The 20,369-nt window shown below is 69.7% G+C and carries 21 protein-coding genes; 15 read left to right on the forward strand and 6 right to left on the reverse strand.

Translation table 11 applies throughout. The features are described 5' to 3' along the window. Positions 1-33: 33 nt before the first annotated feature. The 10 genes from secY to truA all read left to right on the forward strand — a co-directional run bounded on the left by secY (position 34) and on the right by truA (position 7,500). Entirely contained in the window at positions 34-1,347 is a 1,314-nt protein-coding gene (secY, locus tag ACZ60B_RS01150) for a preprotein translocase subunit SecY (protein ID WP_469383155.1), read from the forward strand. Beyond that, a complete protein-coding gene (locus ACZ60B_RS01155; RefSeq protein WP_469383156.1) occupies positions 1,347-2,009 on the forward strand; it encodes an adenylate kinase in 663 nt (220 codons plus the stop codon). Before secY ends, ACZ60B_RS01155 begins: the two co-directional genes overlap by 1 nt. Positions 2,010-2,228: 219 nt before the next feature. Then, positions 2,229-3,065, forward strand: coding sequence for a type I methionyl aminopeptidase (gene map / locus ACZ60B_RS01160; RefSeq protein ID WP_469383158.1), 837 nt, complete (start codon positions 2,229-2,231; stop codon positions 3,063-3,065). A 141-nt stretch (positions 3,066-3,206) separates the two neighbouring features. Then, entirely contained in the window at positions 3,207-3,428 is a 222-nt protein-coding gene (gene infA / locus ACZ60B_RS01165) for a translation initiation factor IF-1 (RefSeq protein WP_003948620.1), read from the forward strand. A 60-nt stretch (positions 3,429-3,488) separates the two neighbouring features. Next, entirely contained in the window at positions 3,489-3,602 is a 114-nt protein-coding gene (gene rpmJ, locus ACZ60B_RS01170; RefSeq protein ID WP_003998809.1) for a 50S ribosomal protein L36, read from the forward strand. 193 nt (positions 3,603-3,795) lie between these two features. After that, positions 3,796-4,176, forward strand: a complete 381-nt coding sequence (rpsM, locus tag ACZ60B_RS01175; protein ID WP_030811707.1) for a 30S ribosomal protein S13 — start codon at positions 3,796-3,798, stop codon at positions 4,174-4,176. Positions 4,177-4,245: 69 nt separating this feature from the next. Then, the gene (gene rpsK, locus ACZ60B_RS01180; RefSeq protein ID WP_003956432.1) at positions 4,246-4,650 is read left to right on the forward strand and encodes a 30S ribosomal protein S11; all 405 of its coding nucleotides are present in this window, start codon (positions 4,246-4,248) and stop codon (positions 4,648-4,650) included. A 197-nt stretch (positions 4,651-4,847) separates the two neighbouring features. After that, on the forward strand, positions 4,848-5,870 hold the full coding sequence (locus ACZ60B_RS01185) for a DNA-directed RNA polymerase subunit alpha (protein WP_003966937.1): 1,023 nt from the start codon (positions 4,848-4,850) through the stop codon (positions 5,868-5,870). A gap of 163 nt (positions 5,871-6,033) precedes the next feature. Continuing rightward, a complete protein-coding gene (rplQ, locus tag ACZ60B_RS01190) occupies positions 6,034-6,516 on the forward strand; it encodes a 50S ribosomal protein L17 (RefSeq protein WP_469383161.1) in 483 nt (160 codons plus the stop codon). A 126-nt stretch (positions 6,517-6,642) separates the two neighbouring features. Then, positions 6,643-7,500 carry a tRNA pseudouridine(38-40) synthase TruA gene (truA, locus tag ACZ60B_RS01195; RefSeq protein ID WP_469383163.1) on the forward strand — a complete coding sequence of 286 codons (858 nt, stop codon included), beginning with the start codon at positions 6,643-6,645 and terminating at the stop codon, positions 7,498-7,500. A gap of 122 nt (positions 7,501-7,622) precedes the next feature. Here truA and ACZ60B_RS01200 read toward each other — a convergent pair whose 3' ends face one another. Further along, positions 7,623-8,504 carry a hypothetical protein gene (locus tag ACZ60B_RS01200; RefSeq protein ID WP_469383165.1) on the reverse strand — a complete coding sequence of 294 codons (882 nt, stop codon included), beginning with the start codon at positions 8,502-8,504 and terminating at the stop codon, positions 7,623-7,625. A gap of 468 nt (positions 8,505-8,972) precedes the next feature. Here ACZ60B_RS01200 and rplM point away from each other — a divergent pair, with 468 nt between their 5' ends. The 3 genes from rplM to glmM all read left to right on the forward strand — a co-directional run bounded on the left by rplM (position 8,973) and on the right by glmM (position 11,559). Continuing rightward, a complete protein-coding gene (gene rplM, locus ACZ60B_RS01205) occupies positions 8,973-9,416 on the forward strand; it encodes a 50S ribosomal protein L13 (protein ID WP_351143408.1) in 444 nt (147 codons plus the stop codon). Between the two features lie 42 nt (positions 9,417-9,458). Then, positions 9,459-9,980: a 30S ribosomal protein S9 gene (gene rpsI / locus ACZ60B_RS01210; RefSeq protein WP_469383167.1), complete on the forward strand. Its 522-nt coding sequence runs from the start codon at positions 9,459-9,461 to the stop codon at positions 9,978-9,980. Positions 9,981-10,200: 220 nt separating this feature from the next. Then, positions 10,201-11,559 carry a phosphoglucosamine mutase gene (gene glmM, locus ACZ60B_RS01215; RefSeq protein WP_469383169.1) on the forward strand — a complete coding sequence of 453 codons (1,359 nt, stop codon included), beginning with the start codon at positions 10,201-10,203 and terminating at the stop codon, positions 11,557-11,559. 64 nt (positions 11,560-11,623) lie between these two features. Here glmM and coaA read toward each other — a convergent pair whose 3' ends face one another. After that, the gene (gene coaA / locus ACZ60B_RS01220) at positions 11,624-12,592 is read right to left on the reverse strand and encodes a type I pantothenate kinase (RefSeq protein WP_152888062.1); all 969 of its coding nucleotides are present in this window, start codon (positions 12,590-12,592) and stop codon (positions 11,624-11,626) included. Positions 12,593-12,858: 266 nt separating this feature from the next. Here coaA and glmS point away from each other — a divergent pair, with 266 nt between their 5' ends. After that, positions 12,859-14,706 carry a glutamine--fructose-6-phosphate transaminase (isomerizing) gene (gene glmS, locus ACZ60B_RS01225; RefSeq protein WP_469383171.1) on the forward strand — a complete coding sequence of 616 codons (1,848 nt, stop codon included), beginning with the start codon at positions 12,859-12,861 and terminating at the stop codon, positions 14,704-14,706. Positions 14,707-14,919: 213 nt separating this feature from the next. After that, positions 14,920-16,080, forward strand: a complete 1,161-nt coding sequence (locus tag ACZ60B_RS01230; RefSeq protein WP_469383173.1) for a hypothetical protein — start codon at positions 14,920-14,922, stop codon at positions 16,078-16,080. Between the two features lie 82 nt (positions 16,081-16,162). Here the strand turns inward: ACZ60B_RS01230 and ACZ60B_RS01235 are convergent, their stop codons facing one another. The 4 genes from ACZ60B_RS01235 to ACZ60B_RS01250 all read right to left on the reverse strand — a co-directional run bounded on the left by ACZ60B_RS01235 (position 16,163) and on the right by ACZ60B_RS01250 (position 20,290). After that, positions 16,163-16,990 carry a DUF2637 domain-containing protein gene (locus tag ACZ60B_RS01235; protein WP_469383175.1) on the reverse strand — a complete coding sequence of 276 codons (828 nt, stop codon included), beginning with the start codon at positions 16,988-16,990 and terminating at the stop codon, positions 16,163-16,165. After that, the gene (locus ACZ60B_RS01240) at positions 16,987-17,205 is read right to left on the reverse strand and encodes a hypothetical protein (protein WP_469383177.1); all 219 of its coding nucleotides are present in this window, start codon (positions 17,203-17,205) and stop codon (positions 16,987-16,989) included. The genes ACZ60B_RS01235 and ACZ60B_RS01240 overlap by 4 nt, the downstream gene beginning before the upstream one ends. Before the next feature lie 284 nt (positions 17,206-17,489). Then, the gene (locus ACZ60B_RS01245) at positions 17,490-19,280 is read right to left on the reverse strand and encodes a M16 family metallopeptidase (RefSeq protein WP_469383179.1); all 1,791 of its coding nucleotides are present in this window, start codon (positions 19,278-19,280) and stop codon (positions 17,490-17,492) included. Between the two features lie 14 nt (positions 19,281-19,294). Then, on the reverse strand, positions 19,295-20,290 hold the full coding sequence (locus tag ACZ60B_RS01250) for a hypothetical protein (protein WP_469383182.1): 996 nt from the start codon (positions 20,288-20,290) through the stop codon (positions 19,295-19,297). Positions 20,291-20,369 lie beyond the last annotated feature (79 nt).

The raw sequence follows: 20,369 nt of genomic DNA on the forward strand, positions 1-20,369 counted from the left end.
TGACGCAGTTGCGCGGGGGTCGCAGGAGGCACCGTGCTCACCGCGTTCGCCCGGGCGTTCAGGACGCCCGACCTGCGCAAGAAGCTGCTCTTCACGCTCGCGATCATCGTGGTCTACCGGGTCGGTACCCACATCCCCATCCCGGGCGTCGACTACAAGTCCGTTCAGCAGTGCGTGGACGAGGCATCCGGCAACCAGGGCCTCTTCGGTCTGGTCAACATGTTCAGCGGCGGCGCGCTGCTCCAGATCACGATCTTCGCCCTCGGCATCATGCCGTACATCACGGCGAGCATCATTCTCCAGCTGCTGACCGTGGTGATCCCGCGTCTGGAGGCCCTCAAGAAGGAGGGCCAGTCCGGCACGGCGAAGATCACGCAGTACACCCGTTACCTGACGGTGGCGCTCGCCGTCCTCCAGGGCACCGGCCTGGTGGCCACCGCCCGCAGCGGCGCCCTGTTCTCCGGCTGCACGGTCGCGTCGAGCATCGTCCCGGACCGCGCGATCTTCACCACCGTCACGATGGTCATCTGCATGACCGCCGGTACGTGCGTCGTCATGTGGCTGGGCGAGCTGATCACCGACCGCGGTATCGGCAACGGCATGTCGATCCTGATGTTCATCTCGATCGCCGCGACCTTCCCGTCCGCGCTGTGGGCCATCAAGAAGCAGGGCACCCTGGCCGGCGGCTGGATCGAGTTCAGCACCGTCATCCTCGTCGGTCTGGTCATGGTCGCGCTGGTGGTCTTCGTCGAGCAGGCTCAGCGCCGTATCCCCGTCCAGTACGCGAAGCGCATGATCGGCCGCCGTTCCTACGGCGGTACGTCGACCTACATCCCGCTGAAGGTCAACCAGGCGGGTGTGATCCCCGTCATCTTCGCTTCCTCGCTGCTCTACATTCCGGCGCTCGTGGCGCAGTTCGCCGGAGGCAATTCCGGCTGGAAGACCTGGATCGAGCAGAACCTGACCAAGGGTGACCACCCGATTTACATCAGCATGTACTTCTTGCTGATCGTTTTCTTCGCGTTCTTCTATGTGGCGATCTCCTTCAACCCCGAGGAAGTCGCCGACAACATGAAGAAGTATGGTGGCTTCATCCCGGGCATCCGGGCTGGCCGACCGACCGCTGAGTACCTGAGCTACGTACTCAACCGGATCACCTGGCCGGGTTCGCTGTACTTGGGCCTGATTGCTCTCGTCCCGACGATGGCGTTGGTTGGCTTCGGGGCAAGCCAGAACTTCCCGTTCGGCGGTACCAGCATCCTCATCATCGTGGGTGTCGGTCTGGAGACGGTGAAGCAGATCGAGAGCCAGCTCCAGCAGCGCAATTACGAAGGGTTCCTCCGCTGATGCGAATCGTCCTCGTCGGGCCGCCGGGCGCCGGTAAGGGAACGCAGGCAACGCTGCTCGCCGCGAAACTGGGCGTGCCCCACATCTCCACGGGCGACCTGTTCCGCGCCAACATCAGCCAGCAGACGGAGCTCGGGAAACTCGCGAAGTCCTACATGGACGCCGGCAACCTCGTCCCCGACGAGGTCACCATCGCCATGGCCAAGGACCGCATGGAGCAGCCCGACGCCGAGAACGGCTTCCTGCTGGACGGTTTCCCGCGCAACGTCTCGCAGGCCGAGGCGCTGGACGAGGTTCTCAACACCGAGGGCATCAAGCTGGACGCGGTACTCGACCTCGAAGTCCCCGAGGCCGAGGTCGTCAAGCGGATCGCCGGCCGGCGCATCTGCCGCAACGACTCCGCGCACGTCTTCCACGTGGAGTACAAGCCCGCCGCCAAGGAAGGCGTCTGCGACGTCTGCGGTGGCGAGCTGTACCAGCGTGACGACGACTCCGAGGACACCGTCCGCAAGCGGCTCGAGGTCTACCACACGCAGACCGAGCCGATCATCGACTACTACAAGGCGCAGGGACTGGTCGTCACGATCTCGTCGCTGGGCCCGGTGGAAGAGATCACCAAGCGGGCGCTCGAGGCGCTCAAGCGCGAGGACGCCGACAAGTAGGCGTGTCCACGTCGCCGCAGCCGCGGTTCCCTGAGGAAGGGGACCGCGGCTGCTGTGTGGGGGGTGTGAGCACCCCCACGTATCGTGGAAACCATCGCGGCCGGCGGTCGGCAGCCCGGCCCCGCCGCCCGCAGTCCCCAGCCGCAGTCCGTGGTCCGCAGCCCTGAGCGGCGATGCGCGGTCCCTCCGGTCCGGAAGCCAAGAAAGGCCGTAGCCCCCATGGTGCAGATCAAGACGCCCGAGCAGATCGCCAGGATGCGTGCGGCGGGACTGGTCGTCGCCGCCATCCACGCGGCCACGCGGGAGGCGGCCGTGCCGGGGGCGACGACGAAGGACCTCGACGAGGTCGCGCGCAAGGTGCTCGCCGAGCACGGCGCCAAGTCGAACTTCCTCGGCTACGGCGGGTTCCCCGCGACCATCTGCACCTCCGTGAACGACGTCGTCGTCCACGGCATCCCGTCCGAGGACGTCGTCCTCAAGGACGGCGACATCATCTCGATCGACTGCGGCGCGGTCGTCGACGGCTGGCACGGCGACGCCGCCTTCACCGCCTTCGTGGGCTCCGGACACGCCCCGGAACTGATCGAGCTCTCCCGGGTGACCGAGGAGTCGATGTGGGCGGGCATCGCCGCCATGAAGCTCGGCAACCGGCTCGTCGACATCTCCCGTGCCGTCGAGACGTACATCCGCCGTCAGCCGAAGCCCGGCGGCGGCCGGTACGGGATCATCGAGGACTACGGCGGCCACGGCATCGGCACCGAGATGCACATGGACCCGCACCTGCTGAACTACGTCGACCGCCGCCGCGGCAAGGGGCCCAAGCTGGTGCCCGGCTTCTGCCTGGCCATCGAGCCGATGGTCTCCCTGGGCACGCCGAGGACGGAGGTCCTGGAGGACGACTGGACCGTCATCACCACGGACGGCACCTGGTCCTCCCACTGGGAGCACTCCGTCGCGCTGACGGAGGAGGGCCCGCTGGTCCTGACGGCCGTGGACGGCGGCCGGGCCAAGCTCGCGGAGCACGGGGTCATGGCTGCGCCGGACCCCCTTGCATGACGATCTCCCTCATGGGGCAGACTTCCTCGATTCGTGTTTCCGGGTGCGCTGACGTAGACTGACTCGTCGGCTCTCGTGCACCCGCATGCCTGCATGCGCTCGTACAGAGTCGATCAAGGTAGTCGATTCGAAGGGCGAAGCGTGGCCAAGAAGCAAGGTGCCATCGAGATCGAGGGCACTGTCGTCGAGTCTCTTCCGAACGCCATGTTCAAGGTCGAGCTCCAGAACGGCCACCAGGTCCTGGCACACATCAGCGGCAAGATGCGTATGCACTACATCCGCATCCTCCCTGACGACCGGGTCGTGGTGGAGCTGTCTCCGTACGACCTGACGCGTGGCCGGATCGTCTACCGCTACAAGTAGATCTTGCCCACGTCCCGCCTGTGCGGGGCTGCCGGCAACTGACCCGGAGAACCTCACCCCATGAAGGTCAAGCCGAGCGTCAAGAAGATCTGCGACAAGTGCAGGGTGATCCGCCGTCACGGTCGGGTCATGGTCATCTGCGAGAACCCGCGCCACAAGCAGCGCCAGGGCTGACGCAGGACCGCACCCTCTGCACCCGCAGAGTTTCGCGCGACGCAAGCTGAACATGTTCATACGCAGCACCCAGTCCTGGGCGTCCCAGGTCTGACACCCCCGGCTCGGAGGCCGGGGACCCAGTTCGTACCTCGTACGGCGGCTGGGGCCCGGTTCTGCGGAAGACCTCCGAAGATTCAACTGGAGCCATTGAATGGCACGCGTTTCCGGTGTCGACATCCCGCGCGAAAAGCGTGTGGAGGTCGCCCTCACCTACGTGTTCGGCATCGGCCGGACCCTCTCGCAGGAGACGCTGGCTGCGACCGGCGTCGACCCGAACACCCGCGTTCGCGACCTCTCCGAGGAGCAGCTCGTCGCGATCCGCGAGTACGTCGACAACAACATCAAGACCGAGGGTGACCTCCGTCGCGAGATCCAGGCCGACATCCGCCGCAAGGTCGAGATCGGCTGCTACCAGGGTCTGCGGCACCGCCGCGGTCTGCCCGTCCGCGGTCAGCGCACCAGCACCAACGCCCGCACCCGCAAGGGCCCGCGTCGCGCCATCGCCGGCAAGAAGAAGCCGGGCAAGAAGTAGTCCGCAGCGGACAACGCTTCATCAGCGGTCTTCGCTGTAGGACCGACCACCTCCCCGTAGGAGTTACAGATGCCCCCCAAGGGTCGTCAGGGCGCTGCCAAGAAGGTGCGCCGCAAGGAAAAGAAGAACGTCGCTCACGGGCACGCCCACATCAAGAGCACGTTCAACAACACGATCGTCTCGATCACGGACCCGTCCGGCAACGTGATCTCCTGGGCCTCCGCCGGCCACGTCGGCTTCAAGGGCTCGCGCAAGTCGACCCCGTTCGCCGCGCAGATGGCCGCCGAGTCGGCCGCGCGTCGCGCGCAGGAGCACGGCATGCGCAAGGTCGACGTCTTCGTCAAGGGTCCCGGCTCCGGCCGTGAGACCGCGATCCGCTCCCTCCAGGCCACCGGCCTCGAGGTCGGCTCGATCCAGGACGTCACCCCCACCCCGCACAACGGCTGCCGTCCGCCGAAGCGCCGCCGCGTTTGATCGGGTGCGGCGGCCCGCTCCGCAGCAGCGGGGCTGATCACCGCCGCTTCCGGCACACGGCCGGTTCGGGTTGAGGATTCGGGCGGTACGGCTCTTCGGGGCTGTATCGCCCGTACCCTTGCACATACCACCATCGGGCCACCGCCCGGTGTCTCAGGGCATCAAATAGTGGGTGCCCCTGACTGAAGGAACGCAACATGCTGATCGCTCAGCGTCCCTCGTTGACCGAAGAGGTCGTCGACGAGTTCCGCTCCCGGTTCGTGATCGAGCCGCTGGAGCCGGGCTTCGGCTACACCCTCGGCAACTCCCTGCGCCGCACCCTCCTGTCGTCGATCCCCGGCGCTGCTGTCACCAGCATCCGCATCGACGGTGTCCTGCACGAGTTCACCACCGTGCCGGGCGTCAAGGAGGACGTCACCGACCTGATCCTCAACATCAAGCAGCTGGTCGTCTCCTCGGAGCACGACGAGCCGGTCGTGATGTACCTGCGCAAGCAGGGCCCGGGTCTGGTCACCGCCGCCGACATCGCGCCCCCGGCCGGTGTCGAGGTGCACAACCCCGACCTCGTCCTCGCCACGCTCAACGGCAAGGGCAAGCTGGAGATGGAGCTGACCGTCGAGCGCGGTCGCGGTTACGTCTCCGCCGTTCAGAACAAGCAGGTCGGTCAGGAGATCGGGCGCATCCCGGTCGACTCGATCTACTCGCCGGTGCTGAAGGTCACGTACAAGGTCGAGGCGACCCGTGTCGAGCAGCGCACCGACTTCGACAAGCTGATCGTCGACGTCGAGACCAAGCAGGCCATGCGTCCCCGTGACGCCATGGCGTCGGCCGGCAAGACCCTGGTCGAGCTGTTCGGTCTGGCCCGCGAGCTGAACATCGACGCCGAGGGCATCGACATGGGCCCGTCCCCCACGGACGCCGCCCTGGCCGCCGACCTCGCGCTGCCGATCGAGGAGCTGGAGCTCACGGTCCGCTCGTACAACTGCCTCAAGCGCGAGGGCATCCACTCCGTGGGTGAGCTCGTCGCCCGCTCCGAGGCCGACCTCCTGGACATCCGCAACTTCGGTGCGAAGTCCATCGACGAGGTCAAGGCGAAGCTGGCCGGCATGGGCCTGGCCCTCAAGGACAGCCCGCCCGGATTCGACCCGACGGCCGCCGCCGACGCCTTCGGCGCCGACGACGACGCGGACGCCGGGTTCGTCGAGACCGAGCAGTACTGATCGCTCCGCGAGGAGAGGCAGTACCGCGCCTGCGGACCGGCCGTGGCTGGTCGCGCAGTTCCCCGCGCCCCTTCGGGGCGCGGGGTCTCCGACAGGCGACCGCCTGCTCGGATACTGACCTCGGTACCTGATACGGCCGGGGCAGACTCACAGGAGAAGAACCATGCCGAAGCCCACCAAGGGTGCCCGTCTGGGCGGCAGCGCCGCGCACGAGAAGCTGCTCCTCGCGAACCTCGCGAAGTCGCTCTTCGAGCACGGCCGGATCACGACCACCGAGGCGAAGGCCCGCCGTCTGCGGCCGTACGCCGAGCGTCTGGTCACCAAGGCGAAGAAGGGCGACCTTCACAACCGCCGTCAGGTGCTCCAGGTGATCACGGACAAGAGCATCGTGCACACGCTCTTCACCGAGATCGGCCCGCGCTACGAGAACCGCCCGGGTGGTTACACCCGTATCACCAAGATCGGTAACCGTCGTGGCGACAACGCGCCCATGGCTGTCATCGAGCTGGTGGAGGCCCTGACCGTGGCCCAGCAGGCCACCGGTGAGGCCGAGGCGGCCACCAAGCGTGCCGTCAAGGAGACCGAGGCCGCCAAGGTCGAGGAGACCAAGGCCGACGAGGTCGTCGAGGAGTCGAAGGAGGCGTAAGGCCGTCCTTCCGCTGCCGCGCCGTCGTGGTTGGTCGCGCAGTTCCCCGCGCCCCTTTCGGGGCGCTCCAGTGGGCCCGTTCCCTTCGGGGGCGGGCCCGCTGTCTTGCGCTGAGAGGATTCTTCTGTGAGTGACGAAGCACAGCCCGGACACGTCCGTATCCGCCTCGACCTGTCCTACGACGGCAGGGACTTCCACGGCTGGGCCAAGCAGGCCGGCGGGAAGCGGACCGTGCAGGGCGAGATCGAGGACGCGCTGCGGACCGTGACCCGGTCGAAGGACACGACGTACGAGCTGACCGTGGCCGGACGGACCGACGCGGGGGTGCACGCGCGCGGGCAGGTGGCCCATGTGGACCTGCCCGAGGAGCTGTGGGCCGAGCACCGGGAGAAGCTGCTCAAGCGGCTGGCCGGGCGGCTGCCCAAGGACGTACGGGTGTGGACCCTGACCGAGGCGCCGGCCGGTTTCAACGCCCGGTTCTCGGCGGTCTGGCGCCGGTACGCCTATCGCGTCACCGACAACCCGGGCGGGGTGGACCCGCTGCTGCGCGGCCATGTCCTGTGGCACGACTGGCCTCTCGACGTCGACGCCATGAACGAGGCCGCGCGGGCGCTGGTGGGGGAGCACGACTTCGCCGCCTACTGCAAGAAGCGGGAGGGGGCCACCACCATCCGCACGCTTCAGGAGCTGAGCCTGGTGCGGGACACGGAGGGGATCATCACCGCGACCGTCCGCGCCGACGCCTTCTGCCACAACATGGTGCGCTCGCTGATCGGGGCGCTGCTGTTCGTGGGGGACGGGCACCGCACCCCGGACTGGCCGGGCAAGGTGCTGGCCGCGGGCGTACGGGATTCGGCCGTGCATGTCGTACGGCCGCACGGGCTGACGCTGGAGGAGGTCGGCTATCCCGCCGACGAGCTGCTGGCCGCCCGCAACAAGGAGGCGCGGAACAAGCGCTCGCTGCCCGGAGCGGGCTGCTGCTGAACCGTCCGCCGGACCGGCCGGTGGCCGGTCCTCGGACGGACGACCCCCGCGGGACCGGACGGAGGGGGGTTCGTCCGGTCACCGGTCGGGGGCTCGTGCGCTCCGGGCGGTGGCGCCGGGGGTCAGCCCGTGGACGCGGCCGACGCCTGGGCCTCGCCGCGCCGGTGGATCTGCTTGAACGCGAACTGGGCGAGGTCGTCACCCGCACGGAAGACCGTGGTGTCCTTCGTGGTGACGTCCTTGCCGGCGGTGAAGCCGGTGATCGTGAAGTAGGCGTAACGGCCGAAGGTGTTCGTGGTGGAGCGGCAGACGGCACCGTTGCAGAAGGCCTTCACGCCCTTGCCGGGCAGCGCCTTGACGATGCTCTTGCTGTCCGCCTGGCCCTTGGCCTTGGTGGCCTGCGCCTCGGTGGTGAAGACGGCCACGCCGACCGTCACCGCGACGTCGTCCTTGGTGTAGGTGACGCGCATCAGGCGGGTGCAGCCGTTGCCGGTGAGGACCTTCGGGAGCGTGCCCTGGGCGGCCGTGGCGCAGCTCTTCGTGTCGTCCGAGGCGGCCTTCTTGTACACGGTCGTGCCGACGGTGAGCTGCGTGCCCGGGAAGAGGATGTCCGGGCCGAGCGGTGCCGTGTCCTTCTTGGCGCTGGCGACGAATTCCTTCGGGTCCAGCGGCGGCGGGGCGGTCGTCGGGTCGAACGACGGCGCCGACGTGCTGCCGCCGTTGGGTATGTCCGCGTTCGAGGGCAGCTGGGAGGCTGCGCTGTTCGCCCCCGAGTTGTCGTTCGCCGACATCACGCCCATGGCGACGGCCGTGCCGATGCCCACCGTGGCCAGCACGCCGCCGACGATGAAGAGGACCCGGCGCCGCCGGTGGCGGTTCTCGGAGGCCTCGGCGAGCGCAGCCCAGTCGGGGGACCGGCCGTCGGAGGCGCCGGACCACGGCTGCTCGGAGTTCGGTTTCCACGGATCCCACTGGGACCGGGGTCCCCCCTGCCCATAGTTCATGGGGCGCATCTTAGACGGGACCCGAGGTCTCCGGTTCCGCCTCAACAGGCCCTGTGGTCACCGATGTTGGGGGCGTAAGAAGTCCTATAGGCGACATGTCCGAGTGATCCGCTCAAAATTGGGGGGTCGGACCGGCGTGGCGATGTCCGTCGCCGCGCACGGTCATGCGGTATGTGTTCCGGCTTGCCCGTGATGGTGCCCCGACATCGATGTCGGGGGACTCTTCGGCGGCGCGCGCGAGGACTCGGGCCTGCTCGTTTTGACCCACTCCTGGGAGCCCGGTACCCTGATTCTTCGTTGTGTATTGGCCCGCTCATTCTCACGGGAGTGGCCTCTACCTAGGTTCCCTGGAGCAGTTACCAGTGGGCGGCATACGGGCAGCGTCCCCGGCACTGTCGTCCCCAGCTGCACGATCGCTTCAGTGATGCCATGTGTCAGCACCCATCCACTGAAGAAGAAGGCTGCGAAGTGCGTACGTACAGCCCCAAGCCCGGCGATGTGACTCGCCAGTGGCACGTCATTGACGCTCAGGACGTCGTCCTGGGCCGTCTCGCCACCACCGCCGCGTCCCTTCTCCGCGGCAAGCACAAGCCGATCTACGCCCCGCACGTCGACACCGGTGACTTCGTCGTCATCATCAACGCCGACAAGGTGCACCTCTCCGGCAACAAGCGGACCCAGAAGATGGCGTACCGCCACTCGGGCTACCCGGGCGGTCTGCGCTCGGTCCGCTACGACGAGCTGCTCGCCAAGAACCCCGAGAAGGCCATCGAGAAGGCCGTCAAGGGCATGCTCCCCAAGAACACCCTGGGCCGTCAGATGCTCTCGAAGCTGAAGGTCTACTCGGGCGACCAGCACCCGCACGCTGCCCAGCAGCCGGTGCCGTTCGAGATCACCCAGGTCGCGCAGTAGTTCCGGCCACCCCCTAAGAAGAAAAGAAATCTGAGGAGAATCGTGGCCGAGACCACCGTTGAGCAGCCGGTCGAAGAGACTGAGCTCGTCGACATCGACAGCTACACCACCGAGTCCGAGGTCCCCCTGGAGGGCGAGTACACCTCGGAGTCGATGGCTTCCCGCTTCGGCGACCCCCAGCCGGCCGCCGGCCTGGGCCGTCGCAAGAACGCCATCGCCCGCGTCCGGATCGTCCCGGGCTCCGGCAAGTGGAAGATCAACGGTCGCACCCTTGAGGACTACTTCCCCAACAAGGTGCACCAGCAGGAAGTCAACGAGCCCTTCAAGGTGCTCGAGCTCGAAGGCCGTTACGACGTCATCGCCCGCATCGCGGGTGGCGGTGTCTCCGGTCAGGCCGGCGCCCTGCGCCTCGGCGTGGCCCGCGCCCTGAACGAGGCGGACGTGGACAACAACCGCGGCCCGCTGAAGAAGGCCGGCTTCCTCAAGCGCGACGACCGTGCGGTCGAGCGCAAGAAGGCCGGTCTGAAGAAGGCCCGCAAGGCCCCGCAGTACAGCAAGCGCTAATCTTCAGCTGCCTCTGCACGTACTCCGAACGCCCCGGCGGCACGCCACAGTGCCGTCGGGGCGTTCGTGTATCACAGCCTTCGGGCGTATAACGGCACAAGACGTTCAACGGCTAGTGCTATCGGATGTTCAGGCATCGTATGTCTGTGACGTGGAAGCGCCGCGCGTGAGCCGCACGAGTGCTCGGCTTCCACACTTGACGATTCCTTCAGGAGGACACGTGGGACGACTCTTCGGCACGGACGGTGTGCGCGGTGTCGCCAACGCTGATCTGACGGCCGAGATGGCACTTGGTCTGTCCGTCGCGGCGGCACACGTGCTGGCCGAGGCGGGTACCTTCGCGGGCCACCGGCCGACGGCGGTGGTCGGGCGGGATCCGCGCGCGTCCGGGGAGTTCCTGGAGGCCGCCGTGGTCGCGGGTCTCGCGAGCGCGGGCGTGGACGTGCTGCGGGTCGGCGTGCTGCCGACGCCGGCGGTCGCGTACCTCACCGGCGTGCTCGGCGCCGACCTCGGCGTGATGCTGTCCGCCAGCCACAACGCCATGCCGGACAACGGTGTCAAGTTCTTCGCCCGCGGCGGCCACAAGCTCGCCGACGAGCTGGAGGACCGGATCGAGTCCGTCTACGAGGAGCACCGCACCGGCGCGCCCTGGGAGCGGCCGACCGGAGCGGGCGTCGGCCGGGTCCGGACGTACGACGAAGGGTTCGACCGTTACGTCGCCCACCTCATCGCCGTCCTGCCGAACCGGCTGGACGGGCTGAAGATCGTCCTCGACGAGGCGCACGGTGCCGCCGCCCGGGTCTCGCCCGAGGCGTTCGCCCGCGCCGGCGCCGAGGTCATCACCATCGGTGCCGAGCCGGACGGCCTCAACATCAACGACGGCTGCGGCTCGACCCACCTCGGCCCGCTGAAGCAGGCCGTCCGCACGCACGGCGCGGACTTCGGCATCGCCCACGACGGCGACGCCGACCGCTGCCTCGCGGTGGACCACACCGGCGAGGAGATCGACGGCGACCAGATCCTCGCCGTGCTCGCGCTGGCGATGCGGGAGCGTTCCGCGCTGCGCGCCGACACCGTCGTGGCGACCGTGATGTCCAACCTGGGCTTCAAGCTGGCGCTGGAGCGGGAAGGCCTGAAGCTGGTCCAGACCGGCGTCGGTGACCGCTACGTCCTGGAGGAGATGAAGGAGCACGGCTACGCCCTCGGCGGCGAGCAGTCCGGGCACGTCATCATCCTCGACCACGCGACGACCGGCGACGGCACGCTGACCGGCCTGATGCTGGCCGCCCGGGTCGCGCAGACCGGAAAGTCGCTGCGCGACCTCGCGGGTGTGATGGAGCGGCTGCCGCAGGTGCTCGTCAACGTCCCCGACGTGGACCGCAGCCGGGTCGCGACGTCCGAGGAACTGGCCGCCGCGGTGGCCGAGGCGGAGCTCGAACTCGGCACCACGGGCCGGGTGCTGCTGCGCCCGTCCGGCACCGAGCCGTTGGTCCGTGTGATGGTCGAGGCGGCGGACATCGACCAGGCGCGGTCGGTGGCCGGCCGGCTGGCCGACGTGGTGAAGTCGGCGCTGGGCTGAGCCCACTGCCTGCCCGACTCCATGCGCCGTCGGCCCGGAAGGAATTCCTTCCGGGCCGACGGCGTCAGAGTTTGCGCAGGCTCAGCCGCTGCACCTTGTGGTCCGCGCCCTTGCGCACGATCAGGGTCGCCCGGCCCCGGGTGGGGGCCACGTTCTCCACGAGGTTGGGCTTGTTGATGGTGCGCCAGGTGGTGCGCGCGTAGTCGAGGGCCTCTTCCTCGGACACCTGGGTGTACTTGCGGAAGTACGAGGACGGGTTCTGGAAGGCGGTCGCGCGCAGCTTGGTGAACCGGTCCAGGTACCAGCGCTCGATGTCCTCGGTGCGGGCGTCGACGTACACGCTGAAGTCGAAGTAGTCGGCGAGGCCCACGCGGGTGCGGCCGTCCTTGCCGGGCAGGGCGGGCTGCAGGACGTTCAGGCCCTCGACGATCAGGATGTCCGGGCGGCGCACGGTCAGCCGCTTGTCGGGGACGATGTCGTAGATGAGGTGCGAGTAGACGGGGGCCGTCACCTCGTCCTTGCCGGCCTTGATGTCGGCGACGAACCGGGTCAGCGCGCGCCGGTCGTACGACTCCGGGAACCCCTTGCGGGACATCAGTCCCCGGGCCTGGAGCTCCTTGGTGGGCAGCAGGAAACCGTCCGTGGTCACCAGTTCGACGCGCGGGTGTTCCGGCCATCGGGAGAGCAGCGCCTGGAGCAGTCGCGCGACGGTCGACTTGCCGACCGCGACCGACCCCGCGACGCCTATGACGAACGGGGTGCCGGACTGCGACCCCTGCTCGCCGAGAAAGGTGTTCAGCGCCCCTCGGAGCCCGTCGGTGGCGCCGATGTACAGGTTGAGCAGCCGCGACAGCGGGAGGTAGATGTCGCGCACCTCGTCGAGGTCGATGACATCGCCCAGACCGCGCAGCTTCTCGACCTCCTCGGCGGTGAGGGGCAGCGGCGTCTTCTCACGCAGCGCGCTCCACTCGGCACGGGTGAGATCGACGTAGGGAGTCGCCTCCGGCCTGTGCCGGTGGGCGCTCCTGGGCATCGAGGAGACCGGAGAGATCACAGTCCATTGTTAACGGAGTTTGAACGGGGTGGGAGGTGGGGTATGTCACGCTCCGCTGTCGCGCCCCCCGATGCGCGTCGCCCGGCGTCTCGGCCTGCGATGTCGAATGCGGGTTCGGGCATGGGCTTCTCGTTCCTCGCCTCGTCGGTTTCGGTCCGGCACGGCATTCGTGCCACCGTAGGAATTTCCGATTTCGGGCACGCTTCGGCTCTTTTCGGCGGGCGTCGGAGCTTAGGCTGCCGGGCATGTGCGGAATCGTGGGATACGTGGGGTCTCAGTCGGCGCTCGATGTCGTGATGGCCGGGCTGAAGCGGCTGGAGTACAGGGGATACGACTCGGCGGGTGTCGCCGTGCTCGCGGGCGACGGCCTCGCCGCGGCCAAGCGGGCCGGGAAGCTGGTCAACCTGGAGAAGGAACTGGCCGAGCGGCCGCTGCCGAGCGGTGTGACGGGCATCGGGCACACCCGCTGGGCCACGCACGGCGGTCCGACGGACGCCAACGCCCATCCCCATCTCGACAACGCGGGGCGCGTCGCCGTCGTGCACAACGGGATCATCGAGAACTTCGCCGTGCTGCGCGCGGAGTTGGCCGAGCGCGGGCACGACCTCGCCTCCGAGACCGACACCGAGGTCGTCGCCCATCTGCTCGCCGAGGAGTTCGCCGGCTGCGCCGATCTGGCGGAGGCGATGCGGCTGGTGTGCAGGCGGCTGGAAGGCGCGTTCACCCTGGTCGCCGTGCACGCCGACGTGCCGGACGTGGTCGTGGGCGCGCGGCGCAACTCGCCGCTCGTGGTGGGGGTCGGAGAGGGCGAGGCCTTTCTCGCCTCGGACGTCGCCGCGTTCATCGCCCACACGCGGTCGGCGATCGAGCTGGGCCAGGACCAGGTGGTGGAGCTGCGCCGGGAAGGCGTGACGGTGACCGGTTTCGACGGCCGTCCGGCGGAGGTGCGTTCGTACCACGTCGACTGGGACGCGTCGGCCGCGGAGAAGGGGGGCTACGACTACTTCATGCTCAAGGAGATCGCCGAGCAGCCCAAGGCGGTCGCCGACACGCTCCTGGGCCGCATCGACGCCTCCGGCTCGCTGACCCTGGACGAGGTGCGGATCTCCCCGCGCGTGCTGCGCGAGATCGACAAGGTCGTCGTCGTCGCGTGCGGTACGGCCTTCCACGCCGGGCTGATCGCGAAGTACGCCATCGAGCACTGGACCCGCATCCCCTGCGAGGTGGAGCTGGCCAGCGAGTTCCGCTACCGGGACCCGATCCTGGACTCCCGCTCCCTGGTCATCGCCATCTCCCAGTCCGGCGAGACCATGGACACCCTGATGGCCCTCAGGCACGCCCGCGAGCAGGGTTCCAGGGTGCTGGCCATCTGCAACACCAACGGCTCCACGATCCCGCGCGAGTCCGACGCGGTGCTGTACACCCATGCCGGGCCCGAGGTCGCCGTAGCCTCCACGAAGGCCTTCCTGACCCAGCTCGTCGCCTGCTACCTCGTCGCCCTCTACCTGGGCCAGGTGCGCGGCACCAAGTGGGCCGACGAGATCCGGACCGTCGTGCGCGACCTGGCGAAGATCTCCGGCGACGTCGAGCGCGTCCTGGAGACCATGGGGCCGGTACGGGAGCTGGCGCGCACCCTCGTGGACAAGAAGACGGTGCTGTTCCTCGGGCGGCACGTGGGGTACCCGGTGGCGCTGGAAGGAGCCCTGAAGCTCAAGGAACTCGCCTACATGCACGCCGAGGGCTTCGCCGCGGGCGAGCTGAAGCACGGGCCGATCGCCCTGATCGACGAGGACCTGCCGGTCGTGGTCGTCGTGCCGTCACCGCGCGGCCGCTCCGTCCTGCACGACAAGATCGTGTCCAACATCCAGGAGATCCGTGCCCGGGGCGCGCGCACGATCGTGATCGCGGAGGAGGGCGACGAGGCGGTGGTGCCGTACGCGGACCACCTGATCCGCATCCCCGCCACGCCGACCCTGCTCCAGCCCCTCGTGGCCACGGTCCCGCTCCAGGTGTTCGCCTGCGAACTGGCCACCGCCCGGGGCAACGAGGTGGACCAGCCGCGCAATCTGGCGAAGTCGGTGACCGTCGAGTGACCCGGTTCTAGCGCTTCGGCGAACGACGTGAAGGCTCCGGCCGGGGCGGTGGGAACCGCCCCGGCCGGAGCCTTTGTGCCGGTGCCGGCGAAGTGACGGGGAGGCGGCGCGGAAGTTCGTGCGGAGCGGGCCGGAAACCGCACAGGAGAGCGAAGTTGCTGTCGTACGCTCTGCCTGCACCGCACAACTACACGAGAGAAAGCGCTGCTTGCCATGGCCGAGAGACCGTCCGAGGAGCCCCGAGCCGAGGATTCCGGGTCGAGTTCCATATCCGACGACGAGTGGGCGAAGTTCGTAGCGGAAAGCGAACGAGGGATACCCGCCTCGGCGCCCAAGGAGCCCTCCGCGCGGGCGCGCATGGTCACCGAACGGCTCCGGCAGCAGGAGGCCCGGGGTGAGCTGCCCGCGGGTTGGCGGACCGGTCCGGCCTGGCAGGAGATGGACGAACGGGCTACCCGGCGGCGGCGGTTGTGGGGCTTCCTGGGCATCCCGGTCGCCATCGCCGTGGCGGTGGTGGCGGTGCGGCCCTCGCTGATCCCCGGCGATCCCTTCCATGCCTCGGACCGGGCGGTCGCCGCTCCCTCGCAGTTGCCGCCGGAGACCACGGCCCCGACCGCGCCGCCGGAGTCGGTGGCCCCCGACCTGCCCACGGTGGACCGGCCGTTCGCGGGATCCCCGGCGCTCGCCTGGGCCGACGGCGAGGCCGGCATCGTGCTGCCGGAGGCGAAGCCGGTCGGGTCCTGGTCCAAGGCGCAGGTGGCACAGGTGCTCCGGCAGACCAGGACGTTCCTGGTCGACGGGAGTCTCTCGCCGGCCACCCTGCGCGGTGGCCGCCCCGCCGCCGCGCTCGGGGTGCTCGACCCCAAGCAGCCGGAACTGCTCGACCTGCTGAACACCTCGTTGCTCAAGCCGGACAAGAAGCACGACCCGCTGCTGATGTTCAGCCGGTTCGACCCCGACGAGGTGCGGGTGGTCGGCCAGGTGGTCAAGACCCGCGGGCGGATGACGTTCAAGGCGGGCGCCGAGGGTTCCGTCGTCGTGCACGCCGACTACAGCTTCGTCTACCCGCTCGCGCACGTCGACAGGAGCAGGACCGAGGTGGCCCGGACCATCGTGCGGCGCGTGCTCGACCTCGAACTCCTCGACCCGGCCCGCTACCGGGTCACCCCCGGGAAGGTCAGCGTCAAGAGCTACGACGAGGTGGCGGGCAACTCGGCCTGCGACGTCTACGACGGCTACTTCCACCCCGAGTTCCGGACGGACGACGCCCCGGCGGGCGCGACCCCGACCGGGCCGGCGACCGATCCGTACGACCGCAGCCGGAGCCTCGACCAGGACCGCACCGAGGGCTGCGGGATCGTGTCCCGCACCTGACGGGGTCCCAGCTGACGGTGCCCCGCCTGACGGGGTGCCGGGGCCGGCCGTCGGCTGCCGATGCGCCGGCCCCCTCCCGCGGTCAGCGGCGCGGCGATCTCGACGCGGCCGGACCGTTCCCGGTTCTGCCGGTCGCCGCGGGGGCGGGGCGCTGCCGGTGGCGGGAGGCCGGCTGGCGTGGCGGCCGGGTCAGCGTGACCTGACGGACCAACTGCTGGAAGCAGGCGAGGGACGCGACGGCCGGCAGGGCGGCCGCCGAGACACCGATGAAGGTCCGGTCGGCCTCGGCCACGCAGAGCATCATCGCGAGGCAGGAGAACAGCAGGACGACGAACCACGAGTGCATGGCGCGGCGCCGGTGCAGGGCGGTGCGCAGGATGGAGAGCGAGCCCACCATCCAGGGGCCGTAGATCAGCAGGGGCCACCAGGTCAGGGCGCCGCCTCCGGTCGCGGCGGCGATGTGGCGCAGGGGCGCGTACGCCACCATGCCGCCGAACACACTCACCATCGACACGATGACCGCGGCGAACGCGGCGATCGAGAAGCTGACGGTCTGGAACCAGGTGAAGCGGGGATTGCGGGCCCGCACCTTCCGGTGTCCTGCGGAGGCGTGCCGAATGGGCGGCAACTCGGCGGTGATCCGGGCCAGGTTCTCCATCGGGTCGCCGGTGTAGCCGGTGTCGGGCGGGTGCTCGCTGCGGGGTTGCGGCACGACGGGCGTCTGGTCCGCGGCCACGGCGTCCTGGAGGAGGTAGGTGAGTTCCTCGACCGGGTCCCAGCTCTCCTCGGGGAAGGCGGGGTGCAGGGTGTCGGCGGTGCCCCCGTGCCAGCCGCCGGCCGGCCCGGCCGGGTAGGCGTCGGGGTACCACTCGTGTCGGGCGAAGGAGAGATCCGGGTAGTCGTCGGTCACGGCAGCTCCACCATGCGGGTTGCGGGGTGACCGGAGCGTGCCCGACCGCTCCAGCGCCGGGCGAGATCCTCCTGGGCCGCGTCGAGCGACGTCAGGAGATCGCTGAGCAGCGACTCGGTGAGCCGCAGTCCGACCCGTACGCCGACTTTGTGCAAGGTGCCGCCGGCCTCGGGCGATGCGTACGCCTCGGCAGGCGTGAAGGTGAACCGCCCCACCGCCACCGCGCGGGGTGCCGGTCGTCTGTCGGTCGGCGTCCCGGAGCGGGGCGGATCAAAAAACCTTGCTTTCGTCACATTCCACTAACGCGCCCTCCGCTCCGCCGGATGTGCGGCAATGGGGTGAGGTTGATCGGCAAGTGGTTTGCGGGAGCGCTCTTCATGACAGGGGGGCGCGCTTCACGACGGGGGTGCCGGGCGCACCACCCGGGCCGACGATCGGATTCTCCTTCGAGTTCCCGACGGGCCCGGGCGGTGGACCGGGTGCGCGCCCGACGGGCGGGTCAGCGGCGCCTGCGCTGCCGCGCCCGGTGGAGCTTCCAGGTCACCAGCAGGAGCGGCAGGGCCAGCACCCATACGCCGACCACCACGTCCCACTCGGGGTCCGCGGCGCCCAGCTCGTCGGCGGTGACCGCGGCGGACAGCAGGCTCCAGACCGCGGCGATCGAGCCGACCAGCCAGAGGCCGAGGGTCCAGGCCCAGGTGGAGCGGCCGCCGCCCGAGGACTGCGGGGTGCGGGACCGCTCCTGGGGCCGGGGTATCTGCTGCGGGTCGCGGGCCGGCAGCGGGACCACCGCGGCCGCGGGGACGGACGCGTCCACCGCCGCGATCCGCTCCGGCGTCACACCCCGGTACAGGGTCGGCTCGACGGACACGCAGAAGCCGTCCGCGCCGGTGAGGCTGCGGGCGCCGTCGGGGCGGGTGGTCATGGCCGCGCAGGCGTCGAAGCGGACGGTGACCGGGCCGCGGGGGGTGACGAGGCTGACCCCCTCACGGCCGATGACCAGGGTGATCCGGTCGTCCTCCAGGGACTGGTGGCGGGTGCCGACGACGGGCGCCTGCGAGTACTGCGGGGCCGACTCGAAGCCCGCCCAGTCGGCGCCCCGGCCGGGTACCTGGAGGAGTCCGGTGGACCAGGCCTCCCGGGCCACCTCGCGCAGATCGGCGAGCGTGACGGCGTTCAGCTCGGCCCGGTGCTGCTCGGGGGAGAGGAGCCGGTGGCCGAGCAGGAGGTTGAGCGCGTACGACGGGAGGGAGGAGGCGCCGAGGTCCGGAGCGTCGTACCGCTTGAGGACCTTGACCCGCGCCGAATCCAGCTCGGACTGCTCGATACGGCCCGCGCGCAGCCGCGCCAGGGTGTCGACGAAGCCGCCGACCACCGCGTCCTGCTTCTTCGGCAGCGCGTCGGCGTACGCGGTGAGGGTCGCGTGGTCGGCGTCGCGCGGGGTGTAGTCGGCCTCCGCCGAGTACGAGTAGCCGCCCTCCTGGCGCAGGTCCTGGAAGAGGGCGCGGCCCAGCACGTCCGCGAAGACGGAGGCCGCGGTGGAGCGGCGCAGGACGGACGTGAAGACCACATGGCCGTCGTCGCCGTGGATGTACGCGGGGGTCACCGGCAGCGCGCTGGTGGCCGCCGGGGCCGGGTGGCGGGTGCCGGCGGGCAGCGTGAGGTCCAGTCCGGCCGGCACGCTGTCGCTGGTCAGCCACAGCACCGCGTTGTCGCGGGTGAAGCGGGTCTCGGCCCAGTGCCGGACCTGGTCGGCGGTCAGCCCCCAGGTGCCGAGCTCGCTGTAGCTGGTCAGGCCGTAGCTCTGGGCGCCGTAGCGCCACAGCGGCAGTTGGGAGCCGGGTCCGCCGCTGCGGCCCGCCGCCTCGGTGCGCAGGATCTCCTTCTCCGTCTCCAGCCGGGCGAGCGGCAGGTCGCGCAGGGCCGCGCACACGCTGTTGAGGTACGAGACCACCTCGTCCTCGCTGCCGGTGACGTGGAAGAGGGTGTACGTGTTCGCCGTCGCGCCGTTGTAGTGCAGGTCGGACAGGCCCAGGCGGTGCAGGGCGAGGTGCTCGACGAGATGGGTGATCCCGGCGGTGGCCAGGGTCTCGTCGGCGCGGCCGACCCGGAAGAAGAGACCGGCGGTGATCTCGCCGGGGCGCGGGGCGTAGAGGGTGGGGATGCCCTGGGTGGTGGTGTGGGAGATCAGGCCGTCGAGGGCGGAGAGGTCGGTGCCGGCACCGGCGCCAGTGCCAGTGCCGGTGAAGGCGGTGCTCGTGCCGCTGTCGGTGTGCGGTTGCGTGGTCATGTGCGGTCTCCCCCTCAGAGCGTCGCCAGCGCGTTCTTGCGGAACTTGGTGAACTGGCCGCGCCAGTCCGGCAGGTAGTGCCACGGGGACTCGGTGACCCGGTTGCCCAGCGCGGCGAAGTGCGGGGCGGCGTCCGCGAAGTGGCCGCCGATCGAGAAGGCCATCGCGAACGTGCTGTGCGCGCCCACGGTGTCCCAGCCGTCCCGGTGGTCGCGGTGCAGCACCGACACCTGGGCGGCGAACCGCAGGTCGTCGCGGACCGGCAGGCCCCGCATGTACGCCGCGTTCGCGCCGCTGTCGAGGTCGAGCCAGTGCTCGATGTGGGCCTCCGCGACCAGGGCGCCCGCCACCGAGCCGTCGGGCGCGGCGCTCGCGCACTCCCGGGCGAAACCGTGCGCCTCCTCCCAGGAGCCGCTCCACTTGGGGCACACCTGCTGGAGCAGCTGGATCTGCGCCCGGTAGTGGTGGGGGTGGTGGGCGGACAGCCGGTCGTAACGGCGGCGGGCCTCGGCCTGCCCCAGTTCCAGACCGCGCGCGGTGATCAGCCGGGCCGTCCAGGCGGGGGCGTACGCGGGCTGCTCGGCGCACACCTCGATCAGCAGCTGTTCGGCCTTGCGCAGCCAGGCGTGGAACCGGTCGAACTGGTCGCGTGAGACGTGCTTCGCGCGGGCGCCGCTGCGGATGTCCCAGCCGATGCTGATGTACCGCCTGGCCAGCAGGGTGCGCGGCAGCGGGTCGCCGGGCAGCTCGGCGACCGCGCGCTCCAGGAAGCCCTCGACGCCGGCGATGTCGGAGAGCAGCCCCGAGGCGTAGGAGATCTTCTCGGCGGAGTCGAGGCCCGTGAAGAAGGCCCGTACGGCGGGCCAGTCGCCGGCCTGCGCGGCGGTGCGCAGCGGGGCGAGTTCGGGCAGGTAGTCGAAGGGGTCGGACATCAGGGCCGAAGCGCCCCCGTACGTACCGTCGTACGCACCTGTGGATGTCCCGTCCCTGCCGTTGCTGGAACTGCTCATTCCTCCGCCCCCTGGCGTCGCCGGCCCTGGCGCGCCGACTGGCCCCCAGGGCGCGCTGTTGTGCACGGTGTGAGTGATG

The organism is Streptomyces sp. NPDC104096 (genome assembly GCF_055584385.1).

Coding starts and splice junctions, on each gene's coding strand:
- ACZ60B_RS01155 (WP_469383156.1), top strand. CDS start 1,347: ATGCGAATCGTCCTCGTCGGGCCGCCGGGCGCCGGTAAGGGAACGCAG.
- rpsK (WP_003956432.1), top strand. CDS start 4,246: ATGCCCCCCAAGGGTCGTCAGGGCGCTGCCAAGAAGGTGCGCCGCAAG.
- rplQ (WP_469383161.1), top strand. CDS start 6,034: ATGCCGAAGCCCACCAAGGGTGCCCGTCTGGGCGGCAGCGCCGCGCAC.
- ACZ60B_RS01250 (WP_469383182.1), bottom strand. CDS start 20,290: ATGAGCAGTTCCAGCAACGGCAGGGACGGGACATCCACAGGTGCGTAC.
- map (WP_469383158.1), top strand. CDS start 2,229: ATGGTGCAGATCAAGACGCCCGAGCAGATCGCCAGGATGCGTGCGGCG.
- ACZ60B_RS01200 (WP_469383165.1), bottom strand. CDS start 8,504: ATGAACTATGGGCAGGGGGGACCCCGGTCCCAGTGGGATCCGTGGAAA.
- rpsM (WP_030811707.1), top strand. CDS start 3,796: ATGGCACGCGTTTCCGGTGTCGACATCCCGCGCGAAAAGCGTGTGGAG.
- glmS (WP_469383171.1), top strand. CDS start 12,859: ATGTGCGGAATCGTGGGATACGTGGGGTCTCAGTCGGCGCTCGATGTC.
- coaA (WP_152888062.1), bottom strand. CDS start 12,592: ATGCCCAGGAGCGCCCACCGGCACAGGCCGGAGGCGACTCCCTACGTC.
- ACZ60B_RS01245 (WP_469383179.1), bottom strand. CDS start 19,280: ATGACCACGCAACCGCACACCGACAGCGGCACGAGCACCGCCTTCACC.
- ACZ60B_RS01230 (WP_469383173.1), top strand. CDS start 14,920: ATGGCCGAGAGACCGTCCGAGGAGCCCCGAGCCGAGGATTCCGGGTCG.
- ACZ60B_RS01185 (WP_003966937.1), top strand. CDS start 4,848: ATGCTGATCGCTCAGCGTCCCTCGTTGACCGAAGAGGTCGTCGACGAG.
- rpmJ (WP_003998809.1), top strand. CDS start 3,489: ATGAAGGTCAAGCCGAGCGTCAAGAAGATCTGCGACAAGTGCAGGGTG.